Source organism: Paraburkholderia sp. RL18-085-BIA-A, from assembly GCF_046027075.1.
Classification (GTDB): domain Bacteria; phylum Pseudomonadota; class Gammaproteobacteria; order Burkholderiales; family Burkholderiaceae; genus Paraburkholderia.
Map to the genome: position 1 here is coordinate 20,029 of NZ_JARESU010000041.1, position 15,455 is coordinate 35,483.

At 62.7% G+C, this 15,455-nt stretch carries 15 protein-coding genes; 11 read left to right on the plus strand and 4 right to left on the minus strand.

What is annotated here, in order from left to right:
• Nucleotides 1-23 precede the first annotated feature (23 nt).
• The gene (locus P0D89_RS25300) at nt 24-1,079 is read left to right on the plus strand and encodes a PDR/VanB family oxidoreductase (RefSeq protein ID WP_408362013.1); all 1,056 of its coding nucleotides are present in this window, start codon (nt 24-26) and stop codon (nt 1,077-1,079) included.
• 172 nt (nt 1,080-1,251) lie between these two features.
• Here the strand turns inward: P0D89_RS25300 and P0D89_RS25305 are convergent, their stop codons facing one another.
• Nucleotides 1,252-2,280, minus strand: coding sequence for a 2Fe-2S iron-sulfur cluster-binding protein (locus P0D89_RS25305; protein WP_408362014.1), 1,029 nt, complete (start codon nt 2,278-2,280; stop codon nt 1,252-1,254).
• Nucleotides 2,281-2,304: 24 nt separating this feature from the next.
• The gene (locus tag P0D89_RS25310; RefSeq protein WP_408362016.1) at nt 2,305-3,117 is read right to left on the minus strand and encodes an IclR family transcriptional regulator; all 813 of its coding nucleotides are present in this window, start codon (nt 3,115-3,117) and stop codon (nt 2,305-2,307) included.
• Between the two features lie 627 nt (nt 3,118-3,744).
• Between P0D89_RS25310 and P0D89_RS25315 the strand changes: the two genes are divergently transcribed.
• Genes P0D89_RS25315 through P0D89_RS25340 form a run of 6 tightly spaced genes read left to right on the plus strand, consistent with a single transcriptional unit; the run spans nt 3,745 to nt 9,394 of the window.
• Complete coding sequence (locus P0D89_RS25315; protein WP_408362017.1) at nt 3,745-4,875, plus strand: porin; 1,131 nt, start codon at nt 3,745-3,747, stop codon at nt 4,873-4,875.
• 11 nt (nt 4,876-4,886) lie between these two features.
• Nucleotides 4,887-5,942, plus strand: a complete 1,056-nt coding sequence (locus tag P0D89_RS25320; protein WP_408362018.1) for an ABC transporter substrate-binding protein — start codon at nt 4,887-4,889, stop codon at nt 5,940-5,942.
• 15 nt (nt 5,943-5,957) lie between these two features.
• Nucleotides 5,958-6,836 (plus strand): ABC transporter ATP-binding protein, encoded by an 879-nt coding sequence (locus P0D89_RS25325; RefSeq protein WP_408362019.1) that lies wholly within the window; start codon nt 5,958-5,960, stop codon nt 6,834-6,836.
• Nucleotides 6,833-7,675 carry an ABC transporter permease gene (locus tag P0D89_RS25330; protein WP_408362020.1) on the plus strand — a complete coding sequence of 281 codons (843 nt, stop codon included), beginning with the start codon at nt 6,833-6,835 and terminating at the stop codon, nt 7,673-7,675. The genes P0D89_RS25325 and P0D89_RS25330 overlap by 4 nt, the downstream gene beginning before the upstream one ends.
• 28 nt (nt 7,676-7,703) lie before the next feature.
• Complete coding sequence (locus tag P0D89_RS25335) at nt 7,704-8,402, plus strand: class II aldolase/adducin family protein (RefSeq protein ID WP_408362021.1); 699 nt, start codon at nt 7,704-7,706, stop codon at nt 8,400-8,402.
• On the plus strand, nt 8,399-9,394 hold the full coding sequence (locus tag P0D89_RS25340) for a CobW family GTP-binding protein (RefSeq protein ID WP_408362022.1): 996 nt from the start codon (nt 8,399-8,401) through the stop codon (nt 9,392-9,394). The genes P0D89_RS25335 and P0D89_RS25340 overlap by 4 nt, the downstream gene beginning before the upstream one ends.
• Nucleotides 9,395-9,458: 64 nt before the next feature.
• On the opposite strand, the gene P0D89_RS25345 is transcribed toward P0D89_RS25340, so the two are convergent.
• Entirely contained in the window at nt 9,459-9,782 is a 324-nt protein-coding gene (locus tag P0D89_RS25345) for a non-heme iron oxygenase ferredoxin subunit (protein WP_408362023.1), read from the minus strand.
• Nucleotides 9,783-9,910: 128 nt separating this feature from the next.
• On the opposite strand from P0D89_RS25345, the gene P0D89_RS25350 reads away from it, so the two are divergent.
• The 4 genes from P0D89_RS25350 (at nt 9,911) to P0D89_RS25365 (ending at nt 14,329) form a co-directional block, all read left to right on the plus strand.
• Nucleotides 9,911-11,197 carry an aromatic ring-hydroxylating dioxygenase subunit alpha gene (locus tag P0D89_RS25350; protein ID WP_408362024.1) on the plus strand — a complete coding sequence of 429 codons (1,287 nt, stop codon included), beginning with the start codon at nt 9,911-9,913 and terminating at the stop codon, nt 11,195-11,197.
• Between the two features lie 60 nt (nt 11,198-11,257).
• Nucleotides 11,258-12,406: a zinc-dependent alcohol dehydrogenase gene (locus P0D89_RS25355; protein WP_408362025.1), complete on the plus strand. Its 1,149-nt coding sequence runs from the start codon at nt 11,258-11,260 to the stop codon at nt 12,404-12,406.
• The gene (locus P0D89_RS25360; RefSeq protein WP_408377413.1) at nt 12,406-12,945 is read left to right on the plus strand and encodes a hypothetical protein; all 540 of its coding nucleotides are present in this window, start codon (nt 12,406-12,408) and stop codon (nt 12,943-12,945) included. The genes P0D89_RS25355 and P0D89_RS25360 overlap by 1 nt, the downstream gene beginning before the upstream one ends.
• Before the next feature lie 127 nt (nt 12,946-13,072).
• Complete coding sequence (locus P0D89_RS25365) at nt 13,073-14,329, plus strand: MFS transporter (RefSeq protein WP_408362027.1); 1,257 nt, start codon at nt 13,073-13,075, stop codon at nt 14,327-14,329.
• A gap of 121 nt (nt 14,330-14,450) precedes the next feature.
• Here the strand turns inward: P0D89_RS25365 and P0D89_RS25370 are convergent, their stop codons facing one another.
• Nucleotides 14,451-15,440 carry a PDR/VanB family oxidoreductase gene (locus tag P0D89_RS25370; RefSeq protein WP_408362056.1) on the minus strand — a complete coding sequence of 330 codons (990 nt, stop codon included), beginning with the start codon at nt 15,438-15,440 and terminating at the stop codon, nt 14,451-14,453.
• Between the last annotated feature and the right edge of the window lie 15 nt (nt 15,441-15,455).

Genomic DNA, 15,455 nt, shown 5'->3' on the forward strand with positions numbered 1-15,455 from the left:
CAGCACCGACTGCCCGATTGACGATGACCGCTACCCTGATGCAACCCCTCTTCGTCGACCAGCCCGCAACGTTCGACGCTGGTACACCCATGCAGACGCTCGCTCGCAATGATGCTGCGAGCCTGCTCTCGCTCGATGTCACGGCGCGGGCCGAGATCGCGCAGGACATTGTCCTGTTCGAACTGCGCGCACCGGATCGCGCGCCTCTGCCGCCGTTCACGTCCGGCGCGCATGTGCGCGTGCGCACGCCGACAGGCAACGAGCGCCGCTATTCGCTGTGCAATGCGCCGGGCGAGCGGGACCGCTATGTGATCGCGGTGAAGCTCGATGCCGGCGGCCGCGGCGGTTCGGCCAGCATGGTGCGCGACGTGCAGGCAGGCATGCGGCTCGACGTAGCGCCGCCTGAAAACTATTTTCCTTTGACGGAAAACGCGTCGCGTTACCTGCTGATCGCGGGCGGCATCGGCATCACGCCATTGCGCGCCATGATCGCCGAACTCGAGGCGCGCAACGCCGACTACCAACTGCTCTACTGCACGCGCACGCCGGCATCCACGGCGTTTCTCGATGAACTGGCGACGCCCGCGCGGGCGGCGCGCGTCACCGTGCACCACGACTACGGTGAACGCGAGCGCTCGGTTGCGCTGGCGCCGTTCCTCGCGACACGCGACGGCAATACCCATCTCTATTGCTGCGGACCGCGTCCGTTGATGCAAGCGGTGCGTGAGGCGGCGTCGCACTGGCCATCGTCCGCCGTGCATTTCGAGGATTTCGGCACCAGCGATTTCACCCACACGGGCGGCGCGGCCCAAAGTGAAAAAGCATTCACCGTACGGCTCGCACGCAGCGGTGGCTGCGTCGACGTGCAGCCGGGGCAAACGATTCTCGACGCCTTGCGCGCGCACGGGGTCGAGACACCGAGTTCGTGCGAAGCCGGCACCTGTGGCTCGTGCCGGACGCGCCTCATCGCCGGCGACGTGGAACATCGGGACTTCGTGCTCGACGAAGACGAGTACGACAGCGCGATCATGATCTGCGTGTCGCGTGGACGCTCCGACGAGATCGTGCTGGATATCTGACGTTGCATATCGGCGCGCGGTGCGCATGCGCCGCGCTCGCCGTTCATGCTGCCCGATGCGCGAATGCGCGCGGCCAGGCATTGCCGCAACGCCAGCGGCAGCAGCAGGCGACACGCAGCGCGGTGTGCGCGTCGGGTCGTCAAGATTGGCCATGAGATCGACCGCGAGGCGATCAATAGAACTGATCGAAGTGAACCTGTTCGAACGGGACTTTGCGGGCCAGCAGTGTGCGCTGGATCGCCGCGCCCATCGCGGGCGGCCCGGCGAAATAGATTTCCATGTCGCGCAGACGATCGCCGAACAGCGAGTCCGCGAGCTCGTGCACGTAGCCCACGTGGCCGGTCCACGGCTCGCAGGCGTCTTGCGGCGTGACGTCGGAGATCGCGGCTTCGAAGTGCAGGCGCTCGTCGAAGCCCGGCAGTTGCGCGAGCATGTCGCGGCCGCACACATCGCGCGCGGTTCTGCCGCCGTACAGGAAGTGCAGTTTGATATTCGCGAGTGAAGGGTCGGCCGCGACGCCACGCGCAATCGAGATCATCGGCGCGAGACCCGAGCCGCCCGCGACGCAGAGCACGTCGCGCGGCACATCGCGACGCAGATAGGCCATGCCGTACGGTCCGTCGATCTCGACCTGGGCGCCGGCTTGCAGCATGTCGAACAACACTGCGCTGCCCTGCCCACTCGGCACGCGACGAATCTGGAAATGGAGGATGCGCGGCGTGTCGGCGATATTGCTCATCGAGTAGGCGCGCACGCCTGCCACGCCGGGCAGCTTGAGCAGCGCGTACTGGCCGGGCTCGAACGACAGGTCGGCGGAGAGCTCGAAACAGAACTCGCCGATGTCGTGGGTGATGGGACGGCGTGCGGTCAGGGTGCCGAGCACACGGCGCGGCGCGTGAACCGGCGCGTAATGCGACGCCGGGCGCAGCTTGATCGTGCAATCGCCGCGAGGCGCGCACTGGCAGCCGAGATAGCGGTTGCGTGCGCGGTCTTTGTCGGTCCATGCGGGTGCCTGCTGCCATTTGACGTCGACTGTGCCTTCGAGCAGTTCGAACTTGCAGTTGCCGCATGCGCCGACGTTGCATTCATAGGGAAACGCGATGCCTGACCGTAACGCGGAGCGCAGCAGCGTGTCGTCCTGGTCGCAGTCGAACGAGAGGTCGGAACCCGCGAGAGTGATGCGATGCGCAACGTCGGACATACAGTTCCTTTCATCAGATTAGCGTCATATCGGCGGCCGGTATCCCAACGTGGACGAGATACCTTCAGCCGCATTCAACAGGTGCGGCACGCATGCGCGCAGCGCCTTCTTGCTCAACCGCTGCGACGGACCACCCACGCCCACCGCCGCGACCACACTGCCGGTCAGATCGCGCACGGGCGCCGCAATACCGCGCATGCCGATCTCAGACTCCTCGTCGTCGATCGAATAGTTTTCGCGGCGCACTTTTTCAAGCATCTTCAGAAACACCTGGGTGTCGGTGTTCGTGTTCGGCGTGCGCGCGACGAGCCCGGCCTTCAACACCCGGGCGACCACGTCGGGCGTACGGAACGCGAGCAGTACCTGCCCTTCGGCGGTACAGAACGCCGGCTTGCGCACGCCGATGTACGAACGCATCCGGATCGCCTGGTCGCTTTCCAGATTGAACAGATAAACGATGCTGGTGTCGTCGAGCACGGCGAGATGAACCGTTTCGCCCGTGTGTTCGCGCAGCACGTGAAGAAACGGCACCGCCTGCTTGGACACGTCGATGCGGCGCCTGACCAGCGCACCCAGTGTGAACAACTGAATGCCGAGCCGATAGCGGCCGTTCTCCTCGTTCTGCTCGAGCAGTCCTTCGGAGACCAGCGTGGTGGCGAGGCGGTGAACCGTGCTTTTCGCAAGGCCCATGCGCTTCGCCAGATTGCTGATACCGATCTCTGGTTCCTGCTCGGAAAACACCTTCAACACACGGATCGCAGCTGCAACCGACGACAGCCGCCCGTCTCCTGCCTCACCTTTTCCTTCAGACATTGTTTGCGTTTCGAGATTTTCCATGAATATATCTCAGTCTTTAAATTTGGAACAACGTTCTATATAGAGGAACAATTGGCTGTATTCAAGGCAGTATGCGCTGGTGCTCCGGCGCCACTGGGCATCCCCTTCCGCAACCGGCATCCGACATGATATCCGCCTCGTGGGGCCCGACGCGATCAGGTTTTCCCGGCTATTGCGGTCCTCGGTCGGAAACTGCGTCCGGCAGCGCCGAATTCCGTTTTATCCGCCACTGCGTTCCATATATGGCGGCGGCGTTCCATCTAGCGTAACAACTCGTACGGTATGAGTACATACCCTGAATGGCTTTTTCTTGACTTAGGTTCCTAAACAAAGCCACACTCCTTACATCGATTCAGCGTGGACCGATGTTCCATATAAAAGAACGAAACGCAAATCTCGCCACAGGTTTTGTTTCAGTTTCATCGAATCACGGTCACACGCCTGGGTATTGCGCGGACCGGTATCACAAGGGGGGCGCGGCGCAACCGATATGCGAACGGATTGAATGCGTGGATGCCTAGCCATGCATTTAGTTATGCATATCGATCTGTAGAAACCCGCCGCTGCGCTACCCGAACCAACCCGGCATCCGACCGGGACTCAATCAATTGCCGGGATGGAGACGACATGAAAAAGACGCTTGCGCTGCTCACCTTGCCTGTGATGGTGGGCGTCGCACACGCCCAAAGTTCCGTGACGCTGTACGGCATCGTCGATGCCGGACTGGTCTATATCAACAATCAATCGGGGCACTCCAACATCGAATCGGTGACGGGGCAGACCAACGGCAGCCGGTTCGGCTTCCGCGGCACCGAGGATCTGGGCGGCGGAATGAAAGCGTTATTTGTGCTGGAGAATGGCTTCGATCCTTCGAACGGCAAGCTGTTGCAAGGCGGCCGCCTGTTCGGACGGCAATCGTACGTAGGCTTGCAAAGCCCGTATGGCACGCTGACGCTCGGCCGCCAATACGATCCGATGACCGCCTACATCGGCGAAATCGCCGCGACGTCGATATGGGCGTGGCTCGGGACCCACCCCGGCGACTTTGACAATCTGAATTCGAATTTTCGTGTCGATAACGCCGTGAAATACACTTCGCCCGATATGGCGGGGTTGCAGATCAGCGGAATTTTCGCACCGGGCGGCGTGGCCGGCGATTTTGCCAGCAGGCGGATCTACACGCTCGGCGCCAACTACCAGCACGGTCCGTTCACGGTGGCGGTGGCCTACGACCATCTGAACAATCCGGCCACTTCCGCCTATGACGGAACCGCCGAACCCGGCTCGCCGGGCTTTACGTCACCAGGTAAAAGCCCGGTATTCAGCGGCTACCTGTCCGCCAATACGCTGGAGATCCTCGGCGTCGGGCTCGCGTACAAGATCGGGCAGGCGAAAATCGGCCTCGTCTATACGAATACCCGCTACCACAACATCCTCCACACGCCGAGCACGCCGAACAGCGGTTCCGCGACGTTCAACAGCTATGAAGCGAACGCGCGTTACTACTTCACGCCGGCGTTTCTGGTGGGCGCCTCTTTCAGTTACACGCAAGCGGAAACGGCGAAGTACGAACAGGTGAACTTCGGCCCCGACTATTTCCTCTCCAAGAGCACGGACATCCTCGCGGTCGGCGTGTGGCAACACGCTTCGGGCATCGACTCGACAGGAAAGCCCGCGGTGGCGGCAATCGGCTCGCTCGGCCAATCCACTACCCCCAACCAGGTCGCCGTGAAGTTCTCGATGCGGCATCGCTTCTAAGGAGAACACGAGTGAAAAGTCTGGGTGTCTTGCGCGTTGCCACAGTCATGGGTGCCGTCATGGCCGCACTGCTGGGCTCGGCCGCCGCTCGCGCGGCCGGCCCGACGGTGGTCCACGTCGGCATTGCCAATGCAAGCAGCGATGTGGCCTTCTTTATCGCGGACAAGAACGGTTACTTCCGCCAGGAAGGTATCGACGCGCGGTTCGTGCCATTCGACTCCGGCGCGAAAATGGTCGCGCCGCTTGGTGCCGGCCAGCTCGACGTGGCCGGCGGTTCGCCGTCCGCCGGACTGTATAACGCCGTGTCGCGCGGCATCGGCATCAAGATCGTCGCGGACAAAGGTTCGACGCCGCCCGGCTACGGCTACCAGCCGCTGCTGGTGCGCAAGGACCTGGTGACAAGCGGGCGCTATAAAACGCTTGCCGACCTGAAGGGGCTGAAGATCGCCGGCAGCGCGACAGGAAGCGCGTCCACGTCGACGATGAATGAAGCGCTGAAAAAAGCCGGCCTGAAATCCAGCGACGTCGAGCGGATCTATCTCGGCTTTCCGCAGCACGTCATGGCACTGGAGAACAAGGCCGTGGATGCCGCGCTGACGACCGAGCCCTCCGCCACCGAAGCGGTTCGCAGTGGCGCGGCGGTGCGCGTGATGGGCGACGACCAGATCTATCCGAACCATCAACTGGCCGTGGTGCTGTATGCGAGCACGTTCATCCACGATCACCCGGACACGGCGAAAGCCTTCATGCGCGCGTATTTGCACGCGGTACGCGATTACAACGACGCGCTGGCCAACGGCAAGATCGCGGGCCCGAACGCGGACGATGTAATCGCGATACTCACCCAGTACACGCCGATCAAGGACCCCTCCGTCTATCGGACGATTGTTCCTCAGGGCACGAATCCGGATGGCAAGCTCAACATCGCCAGCCTCGAAAACGATCTCGCGTTTTTCAAAAGAGAGGGTGTGGTCAAAGGCAACGTGACGGTTGCGGAGGTGGTCGACACCTCGTTCGTGGATGCCGCCGATGCCGCACTTGGCCCTTATAAGCCACACTCCAAATAGCTCAGGATTACCGATATGGCTACACCGCTAGTTTCGTCGCCGTCGCCCGGCACGTCCCTTCCTCCGTCGATGCAACCTGGGTCGACGCACGACGACGCGCCCGCCAAGATCCGCCTGCGTCATCTGACCAAGTCGTTCCAGACGCCTGGCGGCACCGTGACCGCGCTCGACGACGTCTCGCTCGATATTCCGACGGGCTGCTTCTTCATGATCGTCGGCCCGAGCGGCTGCGGCAAGACGACCCTGTTGCGCATCCTTGCGAATCTCGAAACGCCGACTTCCGGCAGCGTCGAGATCTCCACGCCCGCCGAGTTTCGGCCCGGCAACTCGATGGTGTTTCAAGGCGATTCGCTGTTCCCGTGGATGACCGTCTATGACAACGCGGCCTACGGTCTCGCGCTGCGGCATGTGCCCAGGGGCGAGATCCGCGATACGGTCGGCCACTATCTGAGCCGTACCGGCCTGACGCGCTTTGCCAAGGCGTATCCGCATCAACTGTCGGGTGGCATGCGGCAGCGCGTATCGATCGTGCGGGCGTTCGCGAACGATCCCGACATCCTGTTGATGGACGAACCATTCTCCGCGCTCGACGAACAGAACAAGCTGCTGCTTCAGGAAGAACTGCTGCGCATCTGGGAAGAGACGCGCAAGACCGTGCTGTTCATCACGCACAGCGTCGACGAGGCCGTCACGCTCGGCGACCGGATCATGGTGATGACCGCACAGCCGGGATGCGCGAAGCAGATCGTCGACGTGCCGTTCGAACGTCCACGCTCAGTGCTCGAATTGCGTGCGCGGCCTGAATACGGCGAATTCGTTTATTCCATCTGGGGCCAGTTGCGCGACGAAGTCGAGCGTGCGCGGGCTCGCGATCTGGGCGGGAAATCATCATGAAGTCCGCGTTAAAAACACCACAAAAACTGCAGTCGAAAGCGGCCGGTCCGGCCGCCCGCGCCAAGCGCCCGCCGTTCGTATCGGGCAGGCAGCGCGACCGCCTGATCAGCATCGCGTCGCCGGTCGTCCTGCTGCTTCTGTGGCAAATCGCGGCGCAAACCGGCTTGATCGACGAGCGCTTCTTCCCCGCGCCGACGAAAATCTCCGCGACCTTCATCGCGCTGATCGACGACGGCTCGCTATGGATCAATACGTGGGCGACCTTGCAGCGGCTCTTCTGGGGCTGTCTGATCGGCGGCATTCCGGCGTTGCTGCTCGGCGTCGCGACAGGGTTGTCGCGCCCGCTGCGCGCGGTGTTCGAACCGCTCATCGCGGCCACTTATCCGGTGCCGAAGAGCGCCATTTTTCCGCTGCTGCTGTTGATCTGCGGACTCGGCGAAGCGTCGAAGATCGCGATGGTCGCGATTGGCGTCTTCTATCCGGTGTTGATCAATACCGCGACCGGGGTCCTCGAAATCAACAAGATCTATCTTGACGTGGGCCGCAATTTCCGCGCGGGCCGCTGGCAAGTTTTCCGCACCATCGCGTTGCCGGGCGCCGTGCCGCACATCATGAGCGGCATCAAGCTCGGTCTCGGCCTTGGTTTGATGCTGATCGCCATTGCCGAGATGATTGGCTCGAAAAGCGGGCTGGGCTACATGATCTGGAACGCGTGGGAACTGCTCTCGGTGGAATCGATGTATGTCGGCCTGCTCGTCATCGCTTTCCTGGGGTACGGTATTTCGCTTCTGTTGACCGAACTGGAACGCAAGCTGATTCCCTGGAAGACAACCCGCTGACCCTTGCCCTCTTCCCCACGATACCGTTATGGACAACTATCAGACCGAAAAACAGCAGCTGGTCGACGCGATACTGATGCTCGAACGGGCCGAAGTGATCGACTTCAACGGCCACTTCAGCTGGCGCATTCCTGGCCGCGACCACATGCTGATCAACTCGGGCAAATCGGTGCGCAGCGCGTTAAGCGCAAGCGACATCGTCACGATCAATTTCGACGGGAATCTGATCGAAGGCGACGCGGTGCCGCCGATGGAATTTCCGATCCACGCGGAGATCTACCGGCGTCGTGCGGACGTCAACTCGGTGGTCCATTCGCATCCGCTCTGGTCGACGCTCTTCAGCATGACAGGGCGCGCCGTCGAGCCCGTGATCATGCAGGCGGCCGTGCTCGGCGAAATTCGCCAGTTCGGCAAGACGGCGTCGATCAACCGCAAGCCGCTTGCCGAAGAAATGGCCGACGCACTGGGTCCGCATCGGGTCATCATGCTGAAGTCGCACGGCGCGGTGGTCGCCGCCGAGGGCATTCTCGAAGCCTTCGTGCTCGCGTTCTATCTGGAAGAGAACGCGCAGCGGCAGTATCTGGCAAGCCGGCTCGGCGAGCCGATGGTGCTGTCGGCCGAACAGGTCGAGACGATCAGCCGTAATCTGTGGAAGCCGAACCTGTTGCGCAAGGTATGGGACTATCACGCGGCCAAGCTGCATCGCGAGCGGCCCGCGAGTTCATGATCGCGCGCATTCCTATCTATCTGCTGACGGGTTTCCTCGGCAGCGGCAAGACCACGTTGCTCAAGCGTTGGCTGCAACAACCGCTGTTGCAGAACGCGGCGCTGATCGTCAACGAGATCGGCGCGGTCGGCCTCGATCACACAACGCTCGGCTACGCGAGCGAAGCATCTACGCTGCTCGCCGATGCATGCGTATGCTGCACCGGCTTGCCCGGTTTGCATGAGGCGCTTGAAAACCTGTTCTGGGCGCGTCTGCATCGCAGCATGCCGCGCTTTGACGCGGTGGTGATCGAGACTACCGGACTCGCCGATCCGGCCGCGCTGGTCGCGTCGCTGAAAACACAGCCGTTTGTCAGCGAACGCTATTGCCTTGCCGGCATCGTAACGACGCTTGGCGCGCCCACTGCGCAGGAGACGATGGCGCAATTCGCCGAAGCACGCGCGCAACTCGACGCGGCTGGTGCGATCGTAGTGACGAAGACGGATCTGGTCGTGCGTGAGGACCTCGACGCGCTGCTCGAAAGATTGCAGCGCTCGAACCCGGCGGCTCGCGTGCTGCTGTCCGCGCACGGCAGTCTCGGCGCGCATGAAGCGTGGCACGCGGCACAAGCCGCCGCCAGCCCGACGCTTCCCCCCAGCCCTTCTTCTGAAAAGCGCCGTCCCGCGTGGCGCGCGGCCGAACCACACGGCATCCGTCCACGGTTGGCGCAGCGAGGCCGTGCGGTGCATGGCGCCGCCACACGTTTCGAAGCCCTTGAAGAAGCCCCCAACGTCGATACGGCCCGTCGCTTTGTCGACGCATTGGTCACGCGCCATCGGACCCGCTTGCTGCGAATGAAGGGAATGATACGCCTCGCCGATGGCACGACACTCGTCGTGCAATTCACACTCGGCGACCGCGCGGCGCAATTGGACACGGGACTGGACCCGACGCAATCGACCGCCGCGAGCATACCTGGTGGCGTCACGCTGATCCTGCGCGTTAGCCAGTAAAAGAAATTACTTCAAGCCGCGGCACTGAACGGGCCCAGCACGTTCAGCGCCCGACGCGCGACATTCAATCCTCGACGGCGATCGTCACTTCATCCCCTTCCACCGAGGTCGGGTAAGTCTTCAACGGAAGCATGCAAGGCGGCGTCACGACTTCTCCCGTGCGAATGTTGAACGCGCCGTTGTGGAAATCGCATTCGACCGTATCGCCTTCGATACAGCCTTCGGACAATGAACCGGGACCGTGCGTGCACGTATCGTCCGTCACGAAGTACTCGCCCTCGAGATTGAACACCGCAAGCGTCAGGCCGTTCTTTTCGATCCTGATTGCCTGCCCTTGCGCGACATCTTCTTTACGGCACAACGCTATGCGCGAACACGTCTTCTGCATCTCCATTCTCCATTCTCTGTTTGACAGCCGGTGAGGCGAATGATAACTTTGTTCACGTGGAAAGAACAGCGTTCCTTTATACGGAACACAAACATTTAGAGCAATTTGCGGAAACGAAGAGGCAACCCATGTTGAAGAAACAGGACAACGATCTGCTGACCCAAACGAGCCCCGGCACGCCGATGGGTGAACTGTTCCGGCGCTTCTGGCTGCCGGCATTGCTGTCGGAGGAAGTCGCGCAGCCAGGGGGCGAGCCGGTGCGTTTGCAACTGCTGTCCGAGCGCATGCTTGCGTTTCGCGATTCCGAAGGCAAGCTCGGCCTGATCGACGAGTTTTGCGCGCATCGCGGCGTGTCGTTGTGGTTCGGCCGCAATGAGGAGGGCGGCATCCGTTGTCCGTATCACGGCTGGAAGTACGACGTGAACGGGCAATGCGTCGACGTGCCGTCGGAACCGGAGGCAAGCGGCTACTGCAAGAAGATCAAGCTGAAGTCGTATCCGCTCGTCGAGCAAGGGGGTGTCGTCTGGGTCTACATGGGGCCGCCCGAACATCAGCCGCCGCTGCCCGCGTATGAGTTCTCGACCGTGCCCACGAGCCAGTCGTTCATGACCAAGCGTCTGCAGGAATGCAACTGGCTCCAGGCGCTCGAAGGCGGCGTCGATTCAAGCCATGTGTCGTTCCTGCATCGCGGCGCGCTCAATTCGGATCCTCTTTTCAAGGGTGCGCGCGGCAACCAGTACAACCTGAGCGATTTCAGCCCGGTGTTCGAAGTGGTCGACGCAGCGGGCGGCCTGTACATCGGTGCGCGCCGCAATGCCGAAGACGACAAGTACTACTGGCGTATCACGCCGTGGGTGATGCCCTGTTTCACGATGGTGCCGCCGCGCGGAGACCACCCGGTTCACGGCCACTTCTGGGTGCCCATCGACGACGAGCACTGTTGGGCCTGGAGTTTCGACTACCACCCGACGCGCGATCTGACCGCCGCCGAAGTGGACGCGATGAAGGACGGCAAGGGCATTCACGTGCGCTATGTGCCGGGCACCTATCTGCCGTTGCAGAACAAGGGGAACAACTACCTGATGGATCGGGCCGCGCAGAAAGCGGGCACGACGTATAGCGGCGTCGAAGGCATCGGCATGCAGGACGCGTCGCTCCAGGAAAGCATGGGGCCGATCCAGGATCGCACCCGGGAGAATCTCGTGTCGACCGACAACGGCATCATCATGGTGCGTCACCGCTTGATGAAGGCCGCGCGAGCGCTTACAGAAAAGGGCGTTCCTCCGCCGGGCCTCGATCCGCAATCGCAACAGGTTCGCTCGGTGGCCATCGTGCTACAGCGCGATCTGCCCTTCAGCGAAGGCGCAAAAGATGCGTTGCACGCTGAAGCGGGCAAGGCCCACACTACGATCTAGCGAGGACATGCGTGCCGCCTTCCGAGGTGCCGCGCGCGATAGGGTATGAACCGAAACGGTATGAACCATCTGCAATCGCAAGGTCCCGGCTCTTCGACTCCGCCTGCGAGCTTCAGCGCGGCGGTGGCCGTCGAGCCCGGGCGCACTGAAATCCGCCACTTCGAGCGCCCGGCCATCACAGCGGCGACGGGTTTGCTGCGCGTCGCCATCACCGGCGTGTGCGGCAGCGACGGTCCGTACTATCAGCAATTGCCGCAAAGTCGCGGGCCGCTGATTCTCGGGCACGAATCCGTCGGCCATATCGAGGAAGCCGGAGAGCTCGCGCGCAAACGCTGGGGCCTGAAAGAAGGCGACTATGTTGCGCTAGAGGAATACATTCCTTGCGGCCACTGCGAGTACTGTCTGAGCAATGAATTCCGACTGTGCGATGCAACGGACTGGCGGCTGGGCGGCATGCGCTACGGTGCAACCGGCTTGCGCACCGAGCCCGGTTTCTGGGGCGGCTTTAGCCAGTATCAGTTTCTCGAACTGAACACGGTGTTTCATCCAGTGCCGTCGAGCGTGTCGCCCAGGCACGCGGCGCTCGCGCTGCCGCTTGGCAACGGGATTGAATGGGCCTATCTGCAGGGCGGAGCTGGGCCCGGGCAGACGGTCGTGATTCAGGGGCCCGGGCAGCAAGGGCTGTCGTGCGTGGTCGCGGCACGTGAGGCGGGTGCGGCGCAAATCATCATCACAGGGCTTTCCACGCCTTCCGATCAGCGCCGCCTCGAACTGGCCCGACAGCTGGGTGCGGATCACACGATCACCGTCGATACCGAAGACGTGCTCGAACGGGTCGCCGACCTGACCGGCGGCGCAATGGCCGATCTGACCATCGACTGCGCGTCGGGCGGCACCGCCACCGTCACGACGGCGATTCAACTGGCGCGCAAGCGCGGCACCGTGATTCTCGGTGGCCAGAAACGCAAACCGATCCCCGAGTTCAACAGCGACATGATCATCGCGCGCTTTCTGACGGTAAAAGGCATGCGAGGCCACAGCTATCAGTCGGTCGAACTCGCGCTGCAACTGATTGCCGCCGATCGCCATCAAGTCACGCGGATGAGCACGCATACGTTCGGCCTCGCTGAAACGGACCTTGCATTGCGTACGCTTCGCGGCGAAGGTGTCGAGGACGCGATCCACATGACGATCGACCCATGGATGTAATGCACCCTCGCCTAACTCCGTCCGTGCCTGCCGCGGCGCAAGCACCCGAAACGCGGTTCCGCATCGGCGCGCCGAATTCGCAAGCGCGCCTTGTGCGAGTCGTCGCGCTGGACCGGCACGACGATGAAACGCGCGCCGCCGCATGCGCACGCTCGAACGTGCAGTTCTCCAGCGTCAGCGACCTGGCCGAGCTGCTCGACATGGGCGACGTGCAGCGCAGCGGCTGGTCCCGCGAGATGTTTGCGGGGTCGGGCCGGATTGCAACCTGGCTGGGCGCGCCGGATCTCGCGATCATCGTCGGACGCGACAGCGACGATGCCACCGTCGCCGCACTAGCCGCACAGACCTGGCGCAGACTCGGCGTGACCGTATCGGCGGTGATCCGTCCGGCGGCCGCGCATCCAGCCGTAATGGACAATGTAACCACGGTGCGCCGATCGCCTACCGCCGATCTGTTGCGCCCCTGGTGCACGATGCTGGTTCTCGCCAGCAGCAGTGCATATCTGGGAGACTTGCTCGACGCGCTAGGCGCGTCCTGAACATCGGCATCACATAGCACATGTACGTGCGGCGGCGGCAATCGGCGGCCGCTTGCGCACCAACCCCGCACCGCGACACAACTGCCGGCAAGACGCAGGCGCGGATATACGATGTGGAGAGAGACAGTTGAAGCAGGATATCAATCGATGGTGGACCGTCGTCGGCGGCGCGCTGTGCCTGTCGGTCGGCGCGGGCGTCATTTCGGCGTTCATGTTCGGCACGTTCATCAAGGCGATCGCCGCACAGAATGGCTGGAGCCGTGCGCAGGTGTCGCTCGGCCTGACGGTCTTCGAGTTCGCAATGGGCCCCGGCACGATCGTGCTCGGTTCGCTGATCGACCGGTTCGGCGTTAGGCGGCCCACGCTGTTGTTCCTGGCGATGTTCGCGCTGTCGATCGCGCTGGTCGGCGTAATCCCGGTGTCGTTACCGCTCTTTTGCCTGGTGTTCGTGATGGTCGGCTTTTTCGCCCCGGGCAGCAACGCGCTGCCGTACGCGAAAGTCGTGTGCGCGCGCTTTGACCATCGGCGCGGGCTCGCGCTCGGGCTGACGGTGGGCGGCACCGCACTCGGCGCGATGCTGATGCCGCAATACGCAGGCTATCTGCTGCGTCATTTCGGCTGGCGCACCGGTTATCTCGGCGTCGCCGCGTTGATGGCGGCCGTATCGATTCCGGCGCTCTATTTCCTCGTCAAAATGCCGCCTGGCCTCGACGCCAGATTGCTACGCCATACTCACCAACCGGCGGACAAGCTGCCGTCTCTGTGGAGCATCTTCAAGCACGACCGCACATTCCGTCTGCTGGGCATCTCGATCTTCTGCATGTCGGGCGTGTTGCTCGCGTTGCTGTCGCAACTCGTGCCGATGATGACCGACCGTGGCGAAACGGTGCGTGCGGCTGCGAGCATGCTGTCGATCGCGGGTCTCACGTCCGCTGTCGGCCGGCTGTTTGCGGGCTACCTGATGGATCGCGTTCACGCCCCCTACGTCGCGGCGATGTCGTTCACGCTGACGTTGTGCGGCGTCGTGATCTTCGCTGCGGGAGCGACCGGGCCGTTGGCGATGGCGTCGGCTGCGCTGATCGGCGTGAGCATCGGCGCGGAAGCGGACATCATCACGTTCATCGTCAGCCGCTATTTCGACCTGCGGCTGTTCGGCCGCGTCTGCGGCGGCATGTGGGCCTGCTGGGGCTGGGGCGCGGGCATCATGATCTTCGCATCGGGCCTGTGCTACGACCTGCTGCATTCGTATCACGTCGCGCTGTGGGTGTTCGCCGGCCTTGTGCTGCTCTCCGTCATCTCGATCTGCCGGCTGGGTCCTTATGTGTATCCCGAGCAGCGCAGCCCGCGCGACACGGCGGCCGGCGCGCGCGAAATAGCAGCATAGCGGCATAGCGGCGGCACACGCGAAGTCCCGCATCATCATCATCGCAGGCTGATTCGTTTTAGTGCCGCGAACCCGTTGAAGCCTGCCTGTCTGAAGGCAGGCTTCATCTCATCGTGGGTAGTCAGAAGTCGATCACGAGCCGATCCGACTTCGAACCGGAACAGCAGATCAGCATCGTGTCGCCGGCCTGCTTCTCGCGATCCGACAGTATGCTGTCACGGTGATCGGGCGTACCCGACATCACCTTCACCTGGCAAGCACCGCAGATTCCCTCTTCGCACGAATACGGCGCAGCGACGCCGCCTTCGCGCAGCACCTGCAGGATCGTCTTGCCTTCGGGGATCGGGAACGTCTGTCCGGTACGATGCAGTTCGACCACATAACCACCTTCGCACGCCGCCGCGGCCTTGGGCATGAAGTATTCGGCGTGCACCTGCGCCGGGTCAAGCGAAGCCGTTGCGGCCTCGTACGCGTTCAGCATCGGTAGCGGACCGCAGCAATAGTAGTGAGCGCGTTGCGGCGCACGCGCGACGATCGAGGCGATGTCGAGCGGACGTCCACCGCACTCCGCGTCGACGTGCAGATGCGCTTGCGGCATCGACGCCAGTTGATCGAGAAACGCCGCCTCGCGCCGTTCACGGCACGCATAGTGCAATTCGAAGGAGCGGCCGACTTTATGCAAGCGCTGCGCCATCGCCCAGACCGGCGTGATGCCGATACCGCCCGCCACCAGCACCGTATGCTCCGCCGTTTCGAGCAACGGAAAATTGTTGCGGGGCCCCCCCACGCTCAACGTCTGTCCCACACGCAGGCGGTCGTGAATGAACGCAGAGCCGCCCCGGCTCGCGCGGTCCCGTTTGATACCGATCACGTAAGAGCATGGATCGCCGTCCGCCGTTACCAGAGAGTATTGGCGCATGATGCCGTTCGGCAGATGCACGTCGATGTGCGCACCTGGCTCGGCAGCGGGAAGCATGCCGTTATCGAGCCTGCGCATCTCGTACAGGTTGATATCGTCTGCCGCATAGCGGATCGATGTCAGGCGCATGCTGATCGCGCCCTGTGCACCGGTGGCGGCGTCGGCTGTGTGAGCGGGTTTTGTTACGGTCATATCCATTGCAAGCCT